This window comes from Longimonas halophila (assembly GCF_002554705.1).
GTDB lineage: Bacteria > Bacteroidota > Rhodothermia > Rhodothermales > Salinibacteraceae > Longimonas > Longimonas halophila.
Window position 1 is genome coordinate 189733 of the sequence record NZ_PDEP01000003.1, and the last position, 14977, is coordinate 204709.

Annotated in this window: 12 protein-coding genes; 3 read left to right on the forward strand and 9 right to left on the reverse strand. The window is 60.8% G+C overall.

Annotated elements, in window-relative coordinates; all coding sequences use genetic code 11:
• Positions 1 to 25 precede the first annotated feature (25 nt).
• The 4 genes from CRI93_RS04710 to CRI93_RS15330 all read right to left on the reverse strand — a co-directional run bounded on the left by CRI93_RS04710 (position 26) and on the right by CRI93_RS15330 (position 3046).
• Complete coding sequence (locus CRI93_RS04710) at positions 26 to 1480, reverse strand: pyridoxal phosphate-dependent decarboxylase family protein (protein ID WP_098061458.1); 1455 nt, start codon at positions 1478 to 1480, stop codon at positions 26 to 28.
• Between the two features lie 139 nt (positions 1481 to 1619).
• Positions 1620 to 2156, reverse strand: coding sequence for a DinB family protein (locus tag CRI93_RS04715; protein ID WP_098061459.1), 537 nt, complete (start codon positions 2154 to 2156; stop codon positions 1620 to 1622).
• 77 nt (positions 2157 to 2233) lie between these two features.
• On the reverse strand, positions 2234 to 2797 hold the full coding sequence (locus CRI93_RS04720) for an acyl-CoA thioesterase (protein ID WP_098061460.1): 564 nt from the start codon (positions 2795 to 2797) through the stop codon (positions 2234 to 2236).
• 75 nt (positions 2798 to 2872) lie between these two features.
• Positions 2873 to 3046 carry a hypothetical protein gene (locus CRI93_RS15330; protein WP_176521700.1) on the reverse strand — a complete coding sequence of 58 codons (174 nt, stop codon included), beginning with the start codon at positions 3044 to 3046 and terminating at the stop codon, positions 2873 to 2875.
• Positions 3047 to 3198: 152 nt separating this feature from the next.
• On the opposite strand from CRI93_RS15330, the gene CRI93_RS04725 reads away from it, so the two are divergent.
• Positions 3199 to 3822: a TetR/AcrR family transcriptional regulator gene (locus tag CRI93_RS04725; protein WP_176521701.1), complete on the forward strand. Its 624-nt coding sequence runs from the start codon at positions 3199 to 3201 to the stop codon at positions 3820 to 3822.
• Between the two features lie 135 nt (positions 3823 to 3957).
• On the opposite strand, the gene CRI93_RS04730 is transcribed toward CRI93_RS04725, so the two are convergent.
• Together CRI93_RS04730 and CRI93_RS04735 are read right to left on the reverse strand one after the other, a co-directional pair.
• Positions 3958 to 4827, reverse strand: a complete 870-nt coding sequence (locus CRI93_RS04730) for an SWIM zinc finger family protein (protein ID WP_098061462.1) — start codon at positions 4825 to 4827, stop codon at positions 3958 to 3960.
• Positions 4828 to 4892: 65 nt separating this feature from the next.
• Complete coding sequence (locus CRI93_RS04735; protein ID WP_217992501.1) at positions 4893 to 8027, reverse strand: DEAD/DEAH box helicase; 3135 nt, start codon at positions 8025 to 8027, stop codon at positions 4893 to 4895.
• Between the two features lie 355 nt (positions 8028 to 8382).
• Between CRI93_RS04735 and dut the strand changes: the two genes are divergently transcribed.
• Positions 8383 to 8838: a dUTP diphosphatase gene (dut, locus tag CRI93_RS04740; RefSeq protein WP_098061463.1), complete on the forward strand. Its 456-nt coding sequence runs from the start codon at positions 8383 to 8385 to the stop codon at positions 8836 to 8838.
• Between the two features lie 16 nt (positions 8839 to 8854).
• Entirely contained in the window at positions 8855 to 10291 is a 1437-nt protein-coding gene (locus CRI93_RS04745; protein ID WP_098061464.1) for a carotenoid oxygenase family protein, read from the forward strand.
• A 9-nt stretch (positions 10292 to 10300) separates the two neighbouring features.
• On the opposite strand, the gene CRI93_RS04750 is transcribed toward CRI93_RS04745, so the two are convergent.
• The 3 genes from CRI93_RS04750 to CRI93_RS04760 all read right to left on the reverse strand — a co-directional run bounded on the left by CRI93_RS04750 (position 10301) and on the right by CRI93_RS04760 (position 14923).
• On the reverse strand, positions 10301 to 11401 hold the full coding sequence (locus tag CRI93_RS04750) for a glycosyltransferase family 4 protein (RefSeq protein WP_098061465.1): 1101 nt from the start codon (positions 11399 to 11401) through the stop codon (positions 10301 to 10303).
• Between the two features lie 159 nt (positions 11402 to 11560).
• Entirely contained in the window at positions 11561 to 12106 is a 546-nt protein-coding gene (locus CRI93_RS04755) for a hypothetical protein (protein ID WP_098061466.1), read from the reverse strand.
• Between the two features lie 351 nt (positions 12107 to 12457).
• A complete protein-coding gene (locus CRI93_RS04760) occupies positions 12458 to 14923 on the reverse strand; it encodes a penicillin-binding protein 1A (RefSeq protein WP_098061467.1) in 2466 nt (821 codons plus the stop codon).
• Positions 14924 to 14977 lie beyond the last annotated feature (54 nt).

Below are 14977 nucleotides of genomic sequence, written 5' to 3' on the forward strand. Positions count from 1 at the left end.
GATTGGATTTGTTGCGAGTGGTTGTTCATGCTGCCTCACGTTGCGACTGCGCGAGAAAGTGATCCACGTGCTCGAACAGCCGGTCCACATGCTCGGGCTCCGTAAATGGATTGAGGAGGACAGCTCGGAGCCAGTTGCGCCCGTTGAGACGCGGAAGCGAGAGAAACACGTTGGCCTCGCGTAAGAGATACTGCTGTAAGTCGGCGTTCCACTGATCGCGAGCCTCGCATCCGAGTGCATCCGGCACACCCCGGAAGCAGACGAGATTCATTTCAGGCTCGGCGGCCAGCTCCAACTCCGGACGTTCTTCAACGCACTCCACGAAGTACTCAGTCAAGCGGTAGCTCTCGTCGATAAGCTGCTCCAGTCCCTCGCGACCAAGATGGCGCAGGGTCAACCAGAGCTTGAGCACATCGGCGTGGCGGGTGCCCTGCACGCTCATCTCGCCGAGGTTCTGTACACCGGTGCCCTCGCGCATGTAGGGCGCTTCAACGTGGAATACATTCGTCATGGCTGGTAGGTCGCGGAAGAGCGCCATCGCGCACGTCTTAGCCACATACGCCCACTTCTGCGGGTTGAATGTGATCGAGTCGGCCCGTTCAATGCCGAGCAGACGCTCGCGGTGTGTGTCAGAAAACGTGAGGGCGCCGCCATAAGCCGCATCCACATGCAGCCAGAGCCCATGCTCATCCGCGACATCCGCAATGAAATCAAGCGGATCGATGCTGCCGGTTGTGGTGGTCCCTGCTGTAGCAACCACGCAGAACGGCTCCTTCCCTTCGTGGTCGGCCGCCTGAATGCGCGTTCGAAGCGCAGCGGGATCCATCCGTCGCTGTGCATCTGTCGGGATTGGAACGACCGCGTCCGTCCCCAGCCCGAGCAGCATCGCCGCCTTCTGAATGGAGGTGTGCGCGGCTTCCGACGCAAAGAGAACGGGAGAGCAATTGCCCACACCGGCGCGACGGGCGTCGTCGAACGCCGTGTTTCGGGCCACCGCCAGGGCGTGCAGATTCGCCAGGGAGCCGCCACTCGTCATCACGCCGCCGCCCTCCGACCCAAGTCCAAACCGCCGGGCCAGTGCACCGGTCACCTGCCGCTCCAGCCGGGTGAAGGTAGGGGCCATCTCCTGGCTGAGCATGTTGTTGTTCGCTGCAGCAGCCAGTAGGTCGCCCAGCACAGATGCCGTGGCAGGCATCGGATCCATGTGTCCCATAAAGCCGGGATGCGCCGGGTTCATCGCACCCTGGATTAGCGCCTCAGCCTCATCGAGCAGTGCGCTTTCGGGCACCGATTGCTCGGGTACGATGGGCGCTTCCTCAACCCCGAAATTGTCGTCGCGGTCGGGGAGCGGAGATCGCGCGGCTGCACTCGACAGGTGAGTAAGCATCCGGTCGAGCGCATCATCGGCCCAGGCATCCAGCGCTTGCTTACGGATGTCGGGGGACGCGAAGGCAGTGCGAGGGAGTTGAGAGCGATTCATTGCGAAAGCGGATGATTGTCATGCAATACCACAAACGATCCCGGCTCTGCAGCGCCAGGGTGCCTTGGCCGGGATGACTCTAAAATGAGAGGCCATGCTTTACCTCATGAGTCATCTCTGACACAGCAGTAACATAGGCTCATTCCGGTGCGGACCAGTCCGCTTCTTCAAGATTGGAAGGGGGCCAAATGCCAAGTAGACGGCGCACCGTAACCACCTGGCCGAGGTGATAGGCATTGTGATCCGCAATGCTTGCGATCTCTTCAGCGTACCGGGTGCTGTGGTAGCCTACCCCGCTGGCGTGCGGAATCTCGCCTGCAATGTCGATAGATGAATCGTTCACGAGCGTCTGTACGTCCTGCAGGTCAGCTTGAAACCGGTCAAGGCTCTCGGTCCAAGCCGCGTCGCTGGGCGGTCCGAGCGTGTCGGGCCAGTAATCGTCTGGCCACGTCGAAAAGGTATAGTCGGGATCCGTGCAGTACTGGAGGTAGTCGGCCTGTGAACGTCGCATGTGCTCCAGAATCTGCCAGAGCGAATACGCCTCAGGCAGCCCATCGGGCAACACGCCCCGGGCGGAGGCGGGAATCTCCCGGAGAATCTCCGTGTGCGACCGGCGAGCCACGGTAGCGTCGAGTTGTGTGGTGAGGAGAGCGCGGAGGGCATCGGATGCAGCCATAAAAAACGGTACGATGAGAAGAGTAAAATCAGGCAAGGAACGATGCCCCAACAGGATGAAAAGAGAAATTGTTTGGGTTAGGCGGAGCGCGTGCGCCGGTGCGGCTTCGTCGCGTCCTGGGCGTCGACCCACTCGGCGACCCACGCCGGAAGAGGCGGAGGATCGTCGGTATGTCCAACAAGGCGTAACACTTCGGCAGATTCGGCACGGCCCGACGGTTTGAGAATCATTCCACGCACGATTGCATCCGTGATGACCTGCTCGTCGCCTTCTTCGATAGGGCGGAGAACTGTTTGCCGCACGATGAACGAGCGCTTGTCCCAGCCCAAAATCTTCGTCTCGATCACGAAGGGCTGTAGCCATCGGAGCGGCCGGTAAAACTGCATCGTTTCAGCTGTAACGACTGGATACCAGCCCCGCTGGCGCAACTCCGTCAGCAGTCCCGACCGCGCGAGAAGGTCGATACGCCCGAGGTCGAGCAGCGAAAAGTACTTCCCGTTGTTCACGTGGCCGAAGAGATCGAGATCGGTCGGCCCCACGCGAAAGTGGGTCCGGCAAGGGCCGAGCACAGGACACGGCTCCGGCCCACCGGGCCAGCGGTGTATGACGAGGAGCCGGAGCAAGCGAAACCAGAGATTCATCGGATGGAGCGTTGTTTGGGTCGGATAAAGCGTCTATGAGGCGGACAAGCCCCGGCGGAATGAGCAGACCTGGTATCAGAATCCGTTTCGTTGCTGTGCGTTGAAGAGTTCTCGTTCAAGCTCGTCGTACGTCATATCCAACTCATGAAGCGAGTAGTCTGCAATAGAGGCTGTAGCCAGCGAGGCCGCGCCGACCACAATCACCAATCCGACAGTTGCAAGGGTGCATAGAGGACAGTAGAATGACATGGGGCTGTGGGGGCGAGTGCGGAGAGAAAATCATGTACACACCAATAAAATACCGATCGGTCGGAATTGCAAGAAATTGGACCAATAAACCGACTGATCGTTTTGTGTGTCAAATCGCCGTTATCAAAGTTACCCTAACACATCACACGCTCATGGCTGCTACCAAAGGAGAGCGCACGCGCGCTGACATCATTCGACAATCGGCAGCGCTGTTCAATCGGCGGGGATACGCGCGCGCTTCGATGAGCGACATCACCGAGGTCACTGGCATTAAGCGTGGGGGCATTTACAATCACTTCGGAAGCAAAGATGAGCTGGCTGTGGAAAGCTTCCAATTTGCCGCCGAGAAGCTAATCGACGGGCTGGAGCAGACCATCGATGCTCACGACGACGTTCGTATGGGCCTGCGATCCATCGCGACCGCATTTGCACAGGTCTATGACGAGGGTTGGACGTTTGCAGGCGGCTGTCCCATCCTCAACACCGCCGTCGAGACGCGCGGTCAGGATGGCGCCCTCCGTTCCGCCGTGCAGGAAGCGATGGCCGCGCTCCATGAACTCGTCCGCACGACGGTTGCCGACGGGGTCGCCCGGGGCACGATCGCTGACGATGTGCAGCCCGCCGAGGGAGCAACCGTATTTATCTCCACTATAGAGGGGGCGCTCCTGCTCAGTGCCCTTTCCGAGGATCGGAGCCACCTTGAGCACGCGGTCGCACACCTGCACCGTCTCATCGATCAATGGGCGGTCCCCTCAGAGTCCGAACCTACGTCGTGACGTATCGCGACGGATACGTTGGCAGCCATGAAAGGCTGCATCGGTCGTAAAAAATCATGACCGTTGCTCACAACTCAGCATCCTGCTGCATGCTCTCCTTTTGCTCGTTCATCCGCTTGCTCTTTGCGTGGTGCATCAGGGCGACTCCGCCGGTGCCGCTTCCGCCTCGAATGCCTTCATGCCTGCCTCCGAGGCCGCCTCGTACACGGGTTCGAGTGTGTTGAGAAGATCCACGTCGGATCGCCAGAACGGAAACTTGCCCAACTGCTTGGGTAGGGCTGCGTGGGTGGAGGGCGTTTCGACGGATCCGTACATGGTGCTCGGCAGGTCAGGAGCGTCCCAAAATCCATCGGTCTGCAGCGGTGCGGGGGCGGGCGTCGAGTCATTGGGAGATGCGGCTTCGGGATCGGTGGAGGTATCGCTGCTGCCAATGCGATCCATGAGCGCGCCCTGTCGCATCCCTCGCAGACGGAAGAGCAAGAACGGATCGCGATCAAACTCCTCGGCAAGCAGGAGATACACCGCCGCAATGTGCTTGCAGGGATTCGACCAATCCGGGCAGGAGCAGTTTGTTTTTAGGTCGGCCTCGCGCTCAGGAAACAGTGTAAGACCGGCACGCTCGACGATGGCCTCCACGCCAGACGGCATGTCTCCCGCCAGCAGCGCGGCGGCAAAGTACGGCTGGCGCCGAAACGCCTCAACGATCTCGCCCCACTCGGTCTCGTCGTAGGGACGCAGGCGGATGGTGACCTCATACGGGTCGGAGCGCGATCCCTGCACCTCTGAGGTCACCTGTCCCGCCTCCACTTCGATAGCGAGCACCTGGCCTTTTCGCGCATATCGTTTCGCCCGTTGCAGGCGGCTGTCGATGCCAAAGCCGTGCAGGGTTTCCTCCCAGCGCTCGCCCCACCAAGTCGTGCCAAACGCGCCCCGCTTCGACTTGGCTTTGATTCCACCCTTCACCGTGCGCGGCTCCGTACGTTCGTAGTGTTGGTACCAGTTCATGGGCTTCGTTTATCTGTGACTGTGTATCTCTGCGTATAGCGACTGTGATGTGTGAGAAGCACGAATCACATGGCCTCCTCGCGCAGCCGAAAGAGGTCTTTCAGCTCGTCGGTCGAGAGCTCCGTGACCCAGCCTTCGCCTGCATCGACGACCTGATCGGCGAGGCTTTTTTTGCGTTCGATCATCTCGGCGATCCGCTCCTCCAGCGTGCCCGCACAGACGAATTTGTGCACCTGCACGCGTCGTGTCTGCCCAATCCGGAAGGCGCGGTCGGTGGCCTGGTTCTCTACAGCGGGGTTCCACCAGCGGTCATAGTGAAAGACGTGGTTGGCCCGCGTGAGGTTGAGCCCGGTGCCGCCTGCTTTGAGCGAGAGCAGAAAAAACGGTGGCGCGTCGTCGGCCTCCTGAAAGCGCTCGACCATCTGGTCGCGCTTCTCCTGCTTGACTCCGCCGTGCAGAAAGAGCGCCTCACGCCCGAAGGTTTCTTGCAGATGTCGCTTCAACATAGTGCCCATTTCGGTGAACTGCGTAAAGATGAGCGCCCGTTCGTTGGCCGCAAGCACTTCCTCCAGCATCTCTACCAGCCGCAACAGCTTGCCCGACCGGTCCGCGATCTGCGAATCGTCGTGCAGATACTGGGCCGGATGGTTGCAGATCTGCTTCAGTTGCATGAGTGTCGAGAGCACAAGACCGCGCCGCTCCATGTCCAGTTCCGACTGTTCGCCCTCCAGTGCCGCCGTCGTTTTCTTCACTACCGCCCGGTAGAGCGAGGCCTGCTCCTCGGTGAGCGTGGTGTAGACGGTCATTTCTTGCTTTTCTGGCAGGTCGTCGATCACCGTGGGGTCGGTCTTCTCGCGACGCAGGATGAACGGACCGGTGATGCGCTTCAGGCGGCGCATGGCCTCTTCGTCGCGCTCGTTCTGAATGGGCCGGAAGAACTTCTTTTTGAAGGAAGCCTGGCTGCCCAGCAGCCCTGGATTCAAAATCTCCATGATCGACCACAGGTCGCCCACATTGTTCTCCACCGGCGTGCCCGTCATGGCAATGCAATGCTGGGCGGTAAGCGACCGGGCGGCCTGCGTGCGTTGGGCGCTGGGATTTTTGACGTACTGCGCCTCATCGAGGACCACGGTGTCCCACGAAATAGCCCGAAACAGCTCCACGTCGCGGCGGAGAAGCGCGTAGTTGGTGACCACCAGCGTGCGATTGGCCATCTGCTCGGTGAAAGCCTCTTCGTCCGACGCGCGGTCACCGCCGTGGTGGACGAGCACAGACAGGTCGGGCGTAAACCGGTTGGCTTCCTTCTTCCAGTTGGTGACCACCGAGGTGGGACACACGATAAGGCTTGGCAGGAGGGATGCGTTTGCGGAGCCGTTTTCAGGAGCGTTGCTTTCGGGGGACCCGTTGTAGGTGCGTTGTAGGAGAGCGAGGGCTTGCACAGTTTTGCCGAGGCCCATGTCGTCGGCGAGGCACGCTCCCAGTCCCCACCGCTTTAGGAAGGCGAGCCAGGCGTAGCCGCGCTGCTGGTAGGGACGCAGCGTACCCTCAAAGCCGTCGGGCTCGGGAAGCGGCTCGACGGTGTCGCCCCGATTGAGCCGGTCCAACAGATCGCCCAGTTGTCCGCTTGTCGAGATGGCCTCGACAGGCAGCCCGGCGGGGCCTTCCTCGGCGCCGAGGGCCATCTGCATCACGTCGCGAACCGTAAAGCGGTCGGCGTCTTTCTGGTCGATACGATCGACCATCGCCCGGATGGCATCGAGATCCACCTCGACCCACTCGCCTCGCAGGTTCACCAGGGGCGTTTTCATTTCGGCCAGTTCGTCAAGCTCCTCGCGCGAGAGCACATGATCGCCGAGGGCCACCTCCCAGTCGAACTGAACGATGGTCTTGAGGGAGAGTCCGGCCTTCGCTTTCATGTCCGGAGCGGCTGCGTTGGCCTTTGCAGAAAGGCGCTCCTTCGTCCGTCCTCGCTTCCACCACGCGGGGAGTTGCACCCCAAAGCCGGCCTGCCGCAGCAGCGGGGCATACTCACGCAGAAAGGCATGCGCCTGCGCTGTGTCCAGCTCCAGCCCCGCCGGGTTAGGTTGCTTGAGACTGTCTTCGATGGCGGGCCACACGCCCATGGCCTGCCCCAGAGCCGCAAGCAGGTATGGTTCGGGGTGGAAGTTGACACGCTCAAGGACGCGCCGCGCCGACGCATCCGGATCCCAGGCCGTTTCCACGTCAATCTGTAGGCTGGGGTCGGCTGTGGATTGCAGCAGGTAGCGAACGTGCCAGGAGTCGGCATCCTGCGTTATGTCATCTGTTCCCGTTCCATTTGGTTCTTCGAGACGAAACGTGAGGCGAAAGGGAGCACCAGCCGTTACCTCAATGCGTCGCCGCCACGCCCGTAACTGACCAGCCAGGTGCGTCAGTTCATTTGTATTGCCCTTCATCCGTCCGTCGGGCGTACGCAGGGCGTGGAGCCACTGGTCGTGCAGGCTGTCGAAGGAAGCCGGGGCACGATGGGATGCAGCCGCCCGCCCGTTCTCTCCCATGCGAACGATGCAGTCAACGAGGTCGCCAAGCACACCCATAAGTGCCGTCCGAGGGGACGTTTCCGGCGCCTTCGTGTCCGATGTAGAGAGCGCGCGGCAGGCGGGCGGCATCGCGTTAGCGAGCGCCGCTACCCGTTCCGCCTCCTCGCCCCGTACAACAGGCTCCCAGCGGGCGTGGTAAGTGCCGTCCCGTTCTTGCATGCCGGGCAGGAACTGTTCGCGGGCCACCAGGGCCCCTGCAAAGCGGACGACGTGAGCCCAGTAGACCAGGTCGCTCCCAAACAATTGGCCGGGCGCAAACATGCGACGTTCAGGATCGCCCGCACACAGGTCGACAACCGCCGCCCGGTTAAGCGGAAGCGTCGGCACGCGCCATGGGGCGAGGGAGACCGCCTCCGCATGGCTGGGGGAGTCGTCGCCCGTCTCCAGTACCGGCGATGATGGCACAGCGGCATCGCGTACGGTAGGCAGCCACGCAACGAGCGTCTCGGGCGTCTCGTCTACCGACAGCCCCCGCTCGTTGAGCAGATCCATTAGCACATCAGGCTGGCAGGCTCGGGACAGGTGGTTGGGCCCCGCATCACCAATCTGATATTTCGGTTCCGACGTTTCGCCCCACAGATGTAGCTGGTTGCTCCACCAACCAAGATGAAAAATATGCATGCGAGCCACTGGGTAAACTGGAGAACCACACGAAAGAGATCAGAGCTGGGCTTCTTTGATGCCAGAAAGAACGGCCATCGCACCAACGCGCCACACTGACCGATGACAGACCGCATTGTTCTTATTGGCCTTTGCTCACGCCTATAGCCTCCTTGGTTTACCCTCCTGAGAATTGATAAACGCTAAACGGTAAAGCCGCTCGGACTTTCCTACGTTGCTCATCCCTTGCAGTCTTATCCTCATGGGCCCAACATAGCGTGTGTCGTACTCGCGGTATAGCACTGACTAATATGGATTTATGGGTTCATTGTCCTGAGGAAAGCTATCGTTCGCATTCTGATTATCCGGTTGTACTATGTCCACCCGCATCCCCCTAACGCGTCTTTCGCATGCTGCTGACCTATCGCTGCCCGAACATGCTACGCCGCACAGCGCAGGCGTGGATCTGCGCGCTGCCCTGCCCGAAGACGCTCCACACACGCTGGAGCCCGGAGCGCGTACGCTCGTGCCAACCGGACTCAAAATTGCGCTTCCTGCAGGATGCGAAGGGCAGGTGCGCCCCCGGAGCGGACTTGCCGTGCGCACGGGCGTTACCGTCCTGAACGCGCCCGGCACCATCGACGCAGACTATCGGGGCGAAGTGAAGGTCGCGCTCATCAACTTGGGGCAGGAGCCGGTGACTATCGAGCGCGGCATGCGCATCGCCCAACTCGTAGTGGCGCGCTACGAATCCGTCGATTGGAACGAGGTCGACACGCTGGAACCCACCACCCGCGGCACAGGTGGATTTGGATCCACCGGTACGTCCTAACACATCTACCTGAGCGATGCCTTCTGCCCCCTACGCCCTTGGCCTCACCACGGCAAACGAGCACCCCGAGTCCCGTGCGCTTCCGGTACGAGGCACGCTGCCGCCCTGGCTGCGCGGTACGCTCGTGCGGAATGGACCCGGACGCTTCGAGGTCGAGGACGAGGCCTACAACCACTGGTTCGATGGACTCGCGCTGCTGCACGCCTTCACGATCACCGAGGCCGGCGTATCCTACCGAAGTCGCTTTCTGCAAAGCAGCGCCTACACCGAGGCCGAAGCGGAAGGTCGCATCACGCAGTCGGCGTTTGCGACAGACCCGTGCCGTTCGCTGTTTGAGCGCGTGATGACCGTCTTTCGTCCGCAGCTCACCGACAACGCCAACGTAAGCATCCATCGGCTGGCCGGGGACTGGGTCGCGCTGACGGAGACGCCGCTGCCGGTGCGCTTCGATCCGCATACGCTCGACACACTCGGTGTGGTGGACTATGACGACACGCTCAGTGGACCGCTCACGACCGCGCATCCCCACCGCCTGCCCGATGGCACGCTGTACAGCTACGTCGTCGACTTCTCGAAGCCCACGAGCACCTACCGTCTGTACCGCCTCGACGCGGCCACCGCTACGCGAAAAGAGCTGGGCACGCATGCGGTGCGGCGTCCCTCGTACATGCACAGCTTTGCGATGACCGGGCGCTACCTGGCGCTGGTGGCGTTTCCGCTGGTGCTCGACCCGCTGGATGTGCTGCTCAGTGGCAAACCGTTTATCGAGAACTTTGAGTGGCAGCCCGAACGTGGCACGCAAATTCATGTGTTTGAGCGCGATACCGGCACGCACGTTACGACCGTGCCCACCGACCCGATGTTCGCATTTCACCACATCAACGCGTTCGACGACGGCGATGCACTCTGCATCGACCTGGCGTCCTACCCCGATGCCACGATCGTAGACCGCATGTACCTGGATGCGCTGCGCAGTGGCTGGGACGATGTGGAGATGGCCCGTCCCGAACGCCTGCGTGTCAACCTGAAGCAGCACACGGCCACCCACGAGCGCCTCAGTGACACGGGCATCGAGGTGCCACGCATCCACTACGCCGCGTGCAACGGACAGCCGTATCGCTACGTGTATGGCACCGGCAACCGCACGCCCGGGAACTTCACCGACGAGCTCGTCAAAATCGACATGACCACGGGCAACGCCCAGCACTGGCATGCGGACGGCTGCTTTCCCAGCGAGCCGATTTTCGCGGCAGCCCCCCGTTCCACTGCCGAAGATGAAGGCGTCGTGCTCTCGGTGGTGCTGGATACCGAGGCGGAACGCTCGTTCTTACTGGTGTTGGATGCGGAGTCGTTCACCGAGATCGCCCGTGCCCCCGCCCCTCAGGCCATTCCGCTGAGCTTTCATGGGCAGTTTTTGGATGCGGACGCGCCCCTTCAGGACCTTCATCGATAGCCAGCTCAATCAGTTGACAGCAGGCACCGGATGCGATGCCTGCTCGGGCCAGAGCGAGGTGGTCGTAGCCAGCGGATGAGTCGCAACCGCATCGAGCTGCTCGATGAGCGCATCCGCGTCGCCGGTCGGCACCACGTATCCGTTCACGCCGTCGGTGATGTACTCGGCCATGCCGGTGTCTTCAGTGGCAATGACAGGCACGCCGCAAGCCAGCGCTTCAACGGGCGCGTAACCGAATCCGTCTTCAAAGCTCGGATGCACAAACACATCGGCGGTGTGCAGGGTGGGCAACGGATCGCCGGGCGCTACGGTGATGCGCGGGTCGGCCCGGAGCGCAGCCTGCATGTAGCGTCGCATAACCGGGGTGGCCCAGCCGCCTACCAGCGTCAGTCGTGCATTGGAATGCGGCCACTGTGCAAACGCGTCGATCAGGAGCGGGAGGCCCTTCGTGGCGTCGAGGCGGCCCACATACACGACATGAAAAGACCCACCAGCGGGGCGCGTCTCGGGCGGTTGGAAGCGCGGGGCCGGCTGCAGATGAGTGCGGATGAGCTTGGATGCAGGAAACCCGGCATCCAGAAAAGACTGGCGTACGTAGTCGGAGTGCACGTAGATCGCATCGGCAGCTTCGTACTCGGCGCGAGTTTTGCGCTGCTGGGCCGCGTTCAGCCAGGTGTCGCGGATTCCGGTTTGGGCTGCGGCGCGATCGTGCTGGACAGCCACGTTGTCGATATGGCTATTGGCTGCAACGAGCTCAAGGCGGTCGTATCCCTTGGCCTCTGCTGCACGAAATGCCCGCAGCGACTTGCCTACGAATCCCATATACGCCGTCCCGTCTTCGGGCAGCGCTGCGGCGAGCGCCCGGTCGTACGCCTCGTTGCTTAGGTGATTGCGCCACGTGGGCGACCACCGAATGGGCGGGCAGGCATGCACGTAGCGCATCCACCACGGAGACGGTACGCGTTGAGCATGCGCATCGTCCGGTTTGCCTTTGGGCACCAGGTAGCGCCAGAGTGCACCGGCCGTGCGGCTTTCTTCGACCATGTGGGCCAGATGTTGCCCAATGCCGCCTGCTCCATAGGCGGAGTTGCATCCAATAACGCGTTTCATGTAAGCCGAGTACAGACCAAGGAAAAGCAGTGGACTGCAAGTATCGGCAAAAACGCGCCAGCCGGATTCAGGATTGCGCGCAACAAGCGGACAAGTTCTGGTGCATGCCGGATGCGCCCTTGGCGCACCCAGACAAGCACACAGCGTCGAATGCAGTGTTTAGATGCGGCTGAAGTGCTCGGTTTCGTCGTCATCGTCGCTATCGTCGACCATGTACTGGTCGGTCGGCACTTCGAGGTAGTCCATGAGCCAGTCGAGGGCCCACACCTGGTTGTCTACGCCAATCCATTCGTAGCCGGGTTCGACGTAATCGGCCACTTCTTCCCAGTCAACCGTCCAGTCTTTATAGACGTGAAACGAGAACTGGTGGTCGTCGGTCTCGAAGTAGATAGCTCCCTCTTCGGGATCGTAGATGGTTTCGGAGCCATCGTCTTCGCGGGCCAGCTCGGCCCCAAGGACCAGAAGCGGCACCTTGAACCGATAGTCCATCTTATGAACGCGCTTGGCCTGGCTATTCAGGTAGTTAGCCAGTACGGCGCAGCCATCGCTGTAGGCAATAGCCGCTTCGGCCGCTTCGCGCGTGGGCGGGTCGGCCTCGATCTTATCAAGCGCCGCCTTGATGAGCGGCCATACGGCCACAGGATCGTCGCTTTTCGTCGTGCGCTCCTTGCGAGGAATATCTACGGTGCGCGATTGGATGTCCACGGGTTCTTATATTCAGTAAATGAGTGACAGGGAAAACATCGCTACGGCTCAGCTACAGTCCAGCTACGCCTGTTCGGGCCGCAGCATGCACAACGCGGTAGCGTAACAGGGCACAAAATGTAACAGGAAGCAATGGTTGGCTGCATGCCCAGTTGCTGTATGGCACTGTGCATATGGTATGTGCCAACGAGTTGGCACCGGCGCCGTTCGCAGGCTTTCGACGCGTGGTCTGAATATTACGATACAACCAACAGAGGTGCAACTTTGCTGAGGCATCAAAAAACGAGTTGCAAGGGCCTCGACGCCTCTTTCAAGAGCCTCTGCAGCCTGCGCGCTCTTGGCTGCATACTTTTACCAGCCCACACCGCCTCCATCGCGGTCATCTTCAGGCGCCTCAATCATGAACTCCTCTAACGGAAACTCCGCCTCTCTGCGAAGCGGACTCTCTTCCGCATTGGTACCCATGTTAGCAATGCGCTGGGTGTAATCACCCACCAAAAAGAGCGCATTGCGTCCGCCCTGCCCCCAAGCATTAGTGCGAAAGGTGATGCGCTGGTCGTTAAATCCTACCCAGGAACCGGTCACCAAATCGGGATGCATCATGATGAACCAGCCATCGGCTCCATCTTGGGTGGTTCCGGTTTTGGCCGCCAGGTCGTAATCGCCCAAGCCAAACTGCGTACGGATGCGCTGGCCTGTGCCAAAGTCAATCACACCACGCATCATGTCAGCCACCGTGTAGGCGGTACGCTCCGACAGCACTTCTTGGGGAGCCGAGCGCGGAGCCCAAAGCAGATTGCCAAACCGATCTTCAATGCGCGTAATAACCTGGGGCTCGTTGCGCAGCCCTCCGTTAGCCAGCGTACTGTAGGCCGTGACCATCTCCAAGAGCGTTACGTTGCTGGTGCCCAGTGAAATGGACGGCACCGCTTGCAGTTCACTTTGGATGCCCATGCGACGCGCATATTGCGCAATAGTGCTCGGCCCAATTTCAAGCGCTACCCGTGCGGTAATAGTGTTGATAGAGCGCGCAAGAGCCTGTGTCATGGTCAACTCTTGGCCACTGTATCCGCTAAAGTTGTTCGGACTCCAGGTGGTATCCGCGTTCACATCTTCATACACGAATGTGCTGTCTAAGAATGTATCGTAGGGCGAGTAGCCATTATCAATGGCCGCGGTGTAGGTAAAGGGCTTGAACGTAGACCCCGGCTGACGCTGGGCAATGCTCACCTTGTCATATTTATCGTCCCGAAAGTCGCGTCCGCCAACCCATGCTTTCACCTGGCCGGTTCGCGGGTCCATCGACACAAGACCGGCTTCGAGCCTCGTGCGCAGGGTGCGCAGCGAGTCGACGAACGTTTCATTGGTACGCAGCGACTGCAGCGCCTCTTCATCGGTCTGTCCAGCTTCATCAACAAGGCGCTGGTAGTGGGGCGTGTCGCGGATGTACTCGTTGACGATTCCGGTATTAGAGGACCAGAAGTGCGAGAAGGGCTCGTAGTCCTCGCCGCGAACGAGCTCCATGTACGGCTCAAACTCACGGCTAAGGAGGCGCGTGCGCTCGCTGCTCCACTCATAATCCACCACCGCCTGCAAGCGCGTCATCTGCGAGTCAACCGCCGCCTTTGCGTGCTGCTGCATCCGACTGTCGACCGTGGTGTATACGCGCAGCCCGTCGCCATACATGTCATATTCGTTGAGCGGATGCTCTGGGTCACGTGTCATGCGCTGCAGCTCAGTGCGTACATGCTCAGCAAAGTAAGGCGCCAGGCTCGTATAGAGTTCGGCTGAATGGTAGCTGGCTGCAACCTCTTCCTCACGATACACTGCCAACTCCTCATCTTCGATCATGCCGTACCGAGCCATCTGCCCCATCACCACATTGCGGCGCATTTTGGCGTTTTCTGGATTCCGAACCGGGTTGTAGTAGGTCGTTGCTTTCAGCAACCCAATGAGCGTGGCTGCTTCGGGCACGGCAAGCTCCTGCGGCGCCTTGCCATAGTACGTGCGCGAGGCCGCCTCAATCCCGAACGCGTTCGAGCCAAAGGCTACCGTATTCAGGTACATCTCAACGATCTCCGTCTTCGTATAGCGGCGCTCCAGCTCCACCGCCGTAATCATCTCACGGATCTTACGCATGATGGTGACCTCCCGCCCCACCTCTTCATCATACAGGTTGCGGGCCAGTTGCTGCGAGATCGTAGACGCGCCGCGCAGGTCGCCCGTAAGCGTGCTGAACGCCGCCGCCGCAATGCCTTGAATGTCTACGCCCCAGTGCCGCCGGAACCGGTGATCCTCCGTTGCAATGAGCGCGTTGACGACGTTCGTCCCGATGCTGTCGTACGGCACCCACGACCGGTTCTGTCGTGCGTAGCGGGCCAGCTCTTCCCCATCGGCGGTATAGGCGATGGTAGCCAGTTCAACCGTCGGGTTCTCAAGGCGCTGCGTAGACGGAATGTCGGACCCCAGGGCGGCAAACAGCCCGATTAGCACGAGCAGTCCGAGCCCCCCAAGCCCCGCAACAACGCCAAGCACAGAGGCAGCCTGGGCCACCTGCGGGTGGTCAATCCACTGCCCAGCCCAGCCGGTCCACATCACCGAACTGCCTGCTGCAGCATCGCGGTCGGAGGGGGCTTCATCGGGCGTGTTGAACGAAGCCTCTTCATCAGAAGCTTCGGGAATGGACTCTGAAGGAAGATCAGAGGGAGATGCGGAGGCTGCGCTGCCTTCGTTCGTGTCTTGCTGGGGTTTGCGTGCCTCGGGATCGTCGAAGTACTCTTCGAGTTCGCCGTCGGAAAAAGACCACTGGTCTGACATGAAGCGTCAGCGTTCGGGAAGGTACATATGCTGTGAGCGTGCAGCGGTGGACTG

What these genes read in the sequence shown, in the direction of transcription:
- CRI93_RS04710 (WP_098061458.1), bottom strand. Translation starts at nt 1,480, where the DNA reads ATGAATCGCTCTCAACTCCCTCGCACTGCCTTCGCGTCCCCCGACATC.
- CRI93_RS04715 (WP_098061459.1), bottom strand. Translation starts at nt 2,156, where the DNA reads ATGGCTGCATCCGATGCCCTCCGCGCTCTCCTCACCACACAACTCGAC.
- CRI93_RS04720 (WP_098061460.1), bottom strand. Translation starts at nt 2,797, where the DNA reads ATGAATCTCTGGTTTCGCTTGCTCCGGCTCCTCGTCATACACCGCTGG.
- CRI93_RS15330 (WP_176521700.1), bottom strand. Translation starts at nt 3,046, where the DNA reads ATGTCATTCTACTGTCCTCTATGCACCCTTGCAACTGTCGGATTGGTG.
- CRI93_RS04725 (WP_176521701.1), top strand. Translation starts at nt 3,199, where the DNA reads ATGGCTGCTACCAAAGGAGAGCGCACGCGCGCTGACATCATTCGACAA.
- CRI93_RS04730 (WP_098061462.1), bottom strand. Translation starts at nt 4,827, where the DNA reads ATGAACTGGTACCAACACTACGAACGTACGGAGCCGCGCACGGTGAAG.
- CRI93_RS04735 (WP_217992501.1), bottom strand. Translation starts at nt 8,027, where the DNA reads ATGCATATTTTTCATCTTGGTTGGTGGAGCAACCAGCTACATCTGTGG.
- dut (WP_098061463.1), top strand. Translation starts at nt 8,383, where the DNA reads ATGTCCACCCGCATCCCCCTAACGCGTCTTTCGCATGCTGCTGACCTA.
- CRI93_RS04745 (WP_098061464.1), top strand. Translation starts at nt 8,855, where the DNA reads ATGCCTTCTGCCCCCTACGCCCTTGGCCTCACCACGGCAAACGAGCAC.
- CRI93_RS04750 (WP_098061465.1), bottom strand. Translation starts at nt 11,401, where the DNA reads ATGAAACGCGTTATTGGATGCAACTCCGCCTATGGAGCAGGCGGCATT.
- CRI93_RS04760 (WP_098061467.1), bottom strand. Translation starts at nt 14,923, where the DNA reads ATGTCAGACCAGTGGTCTTTTTCCGACGGCGAACTCGAAGAGTACTTC.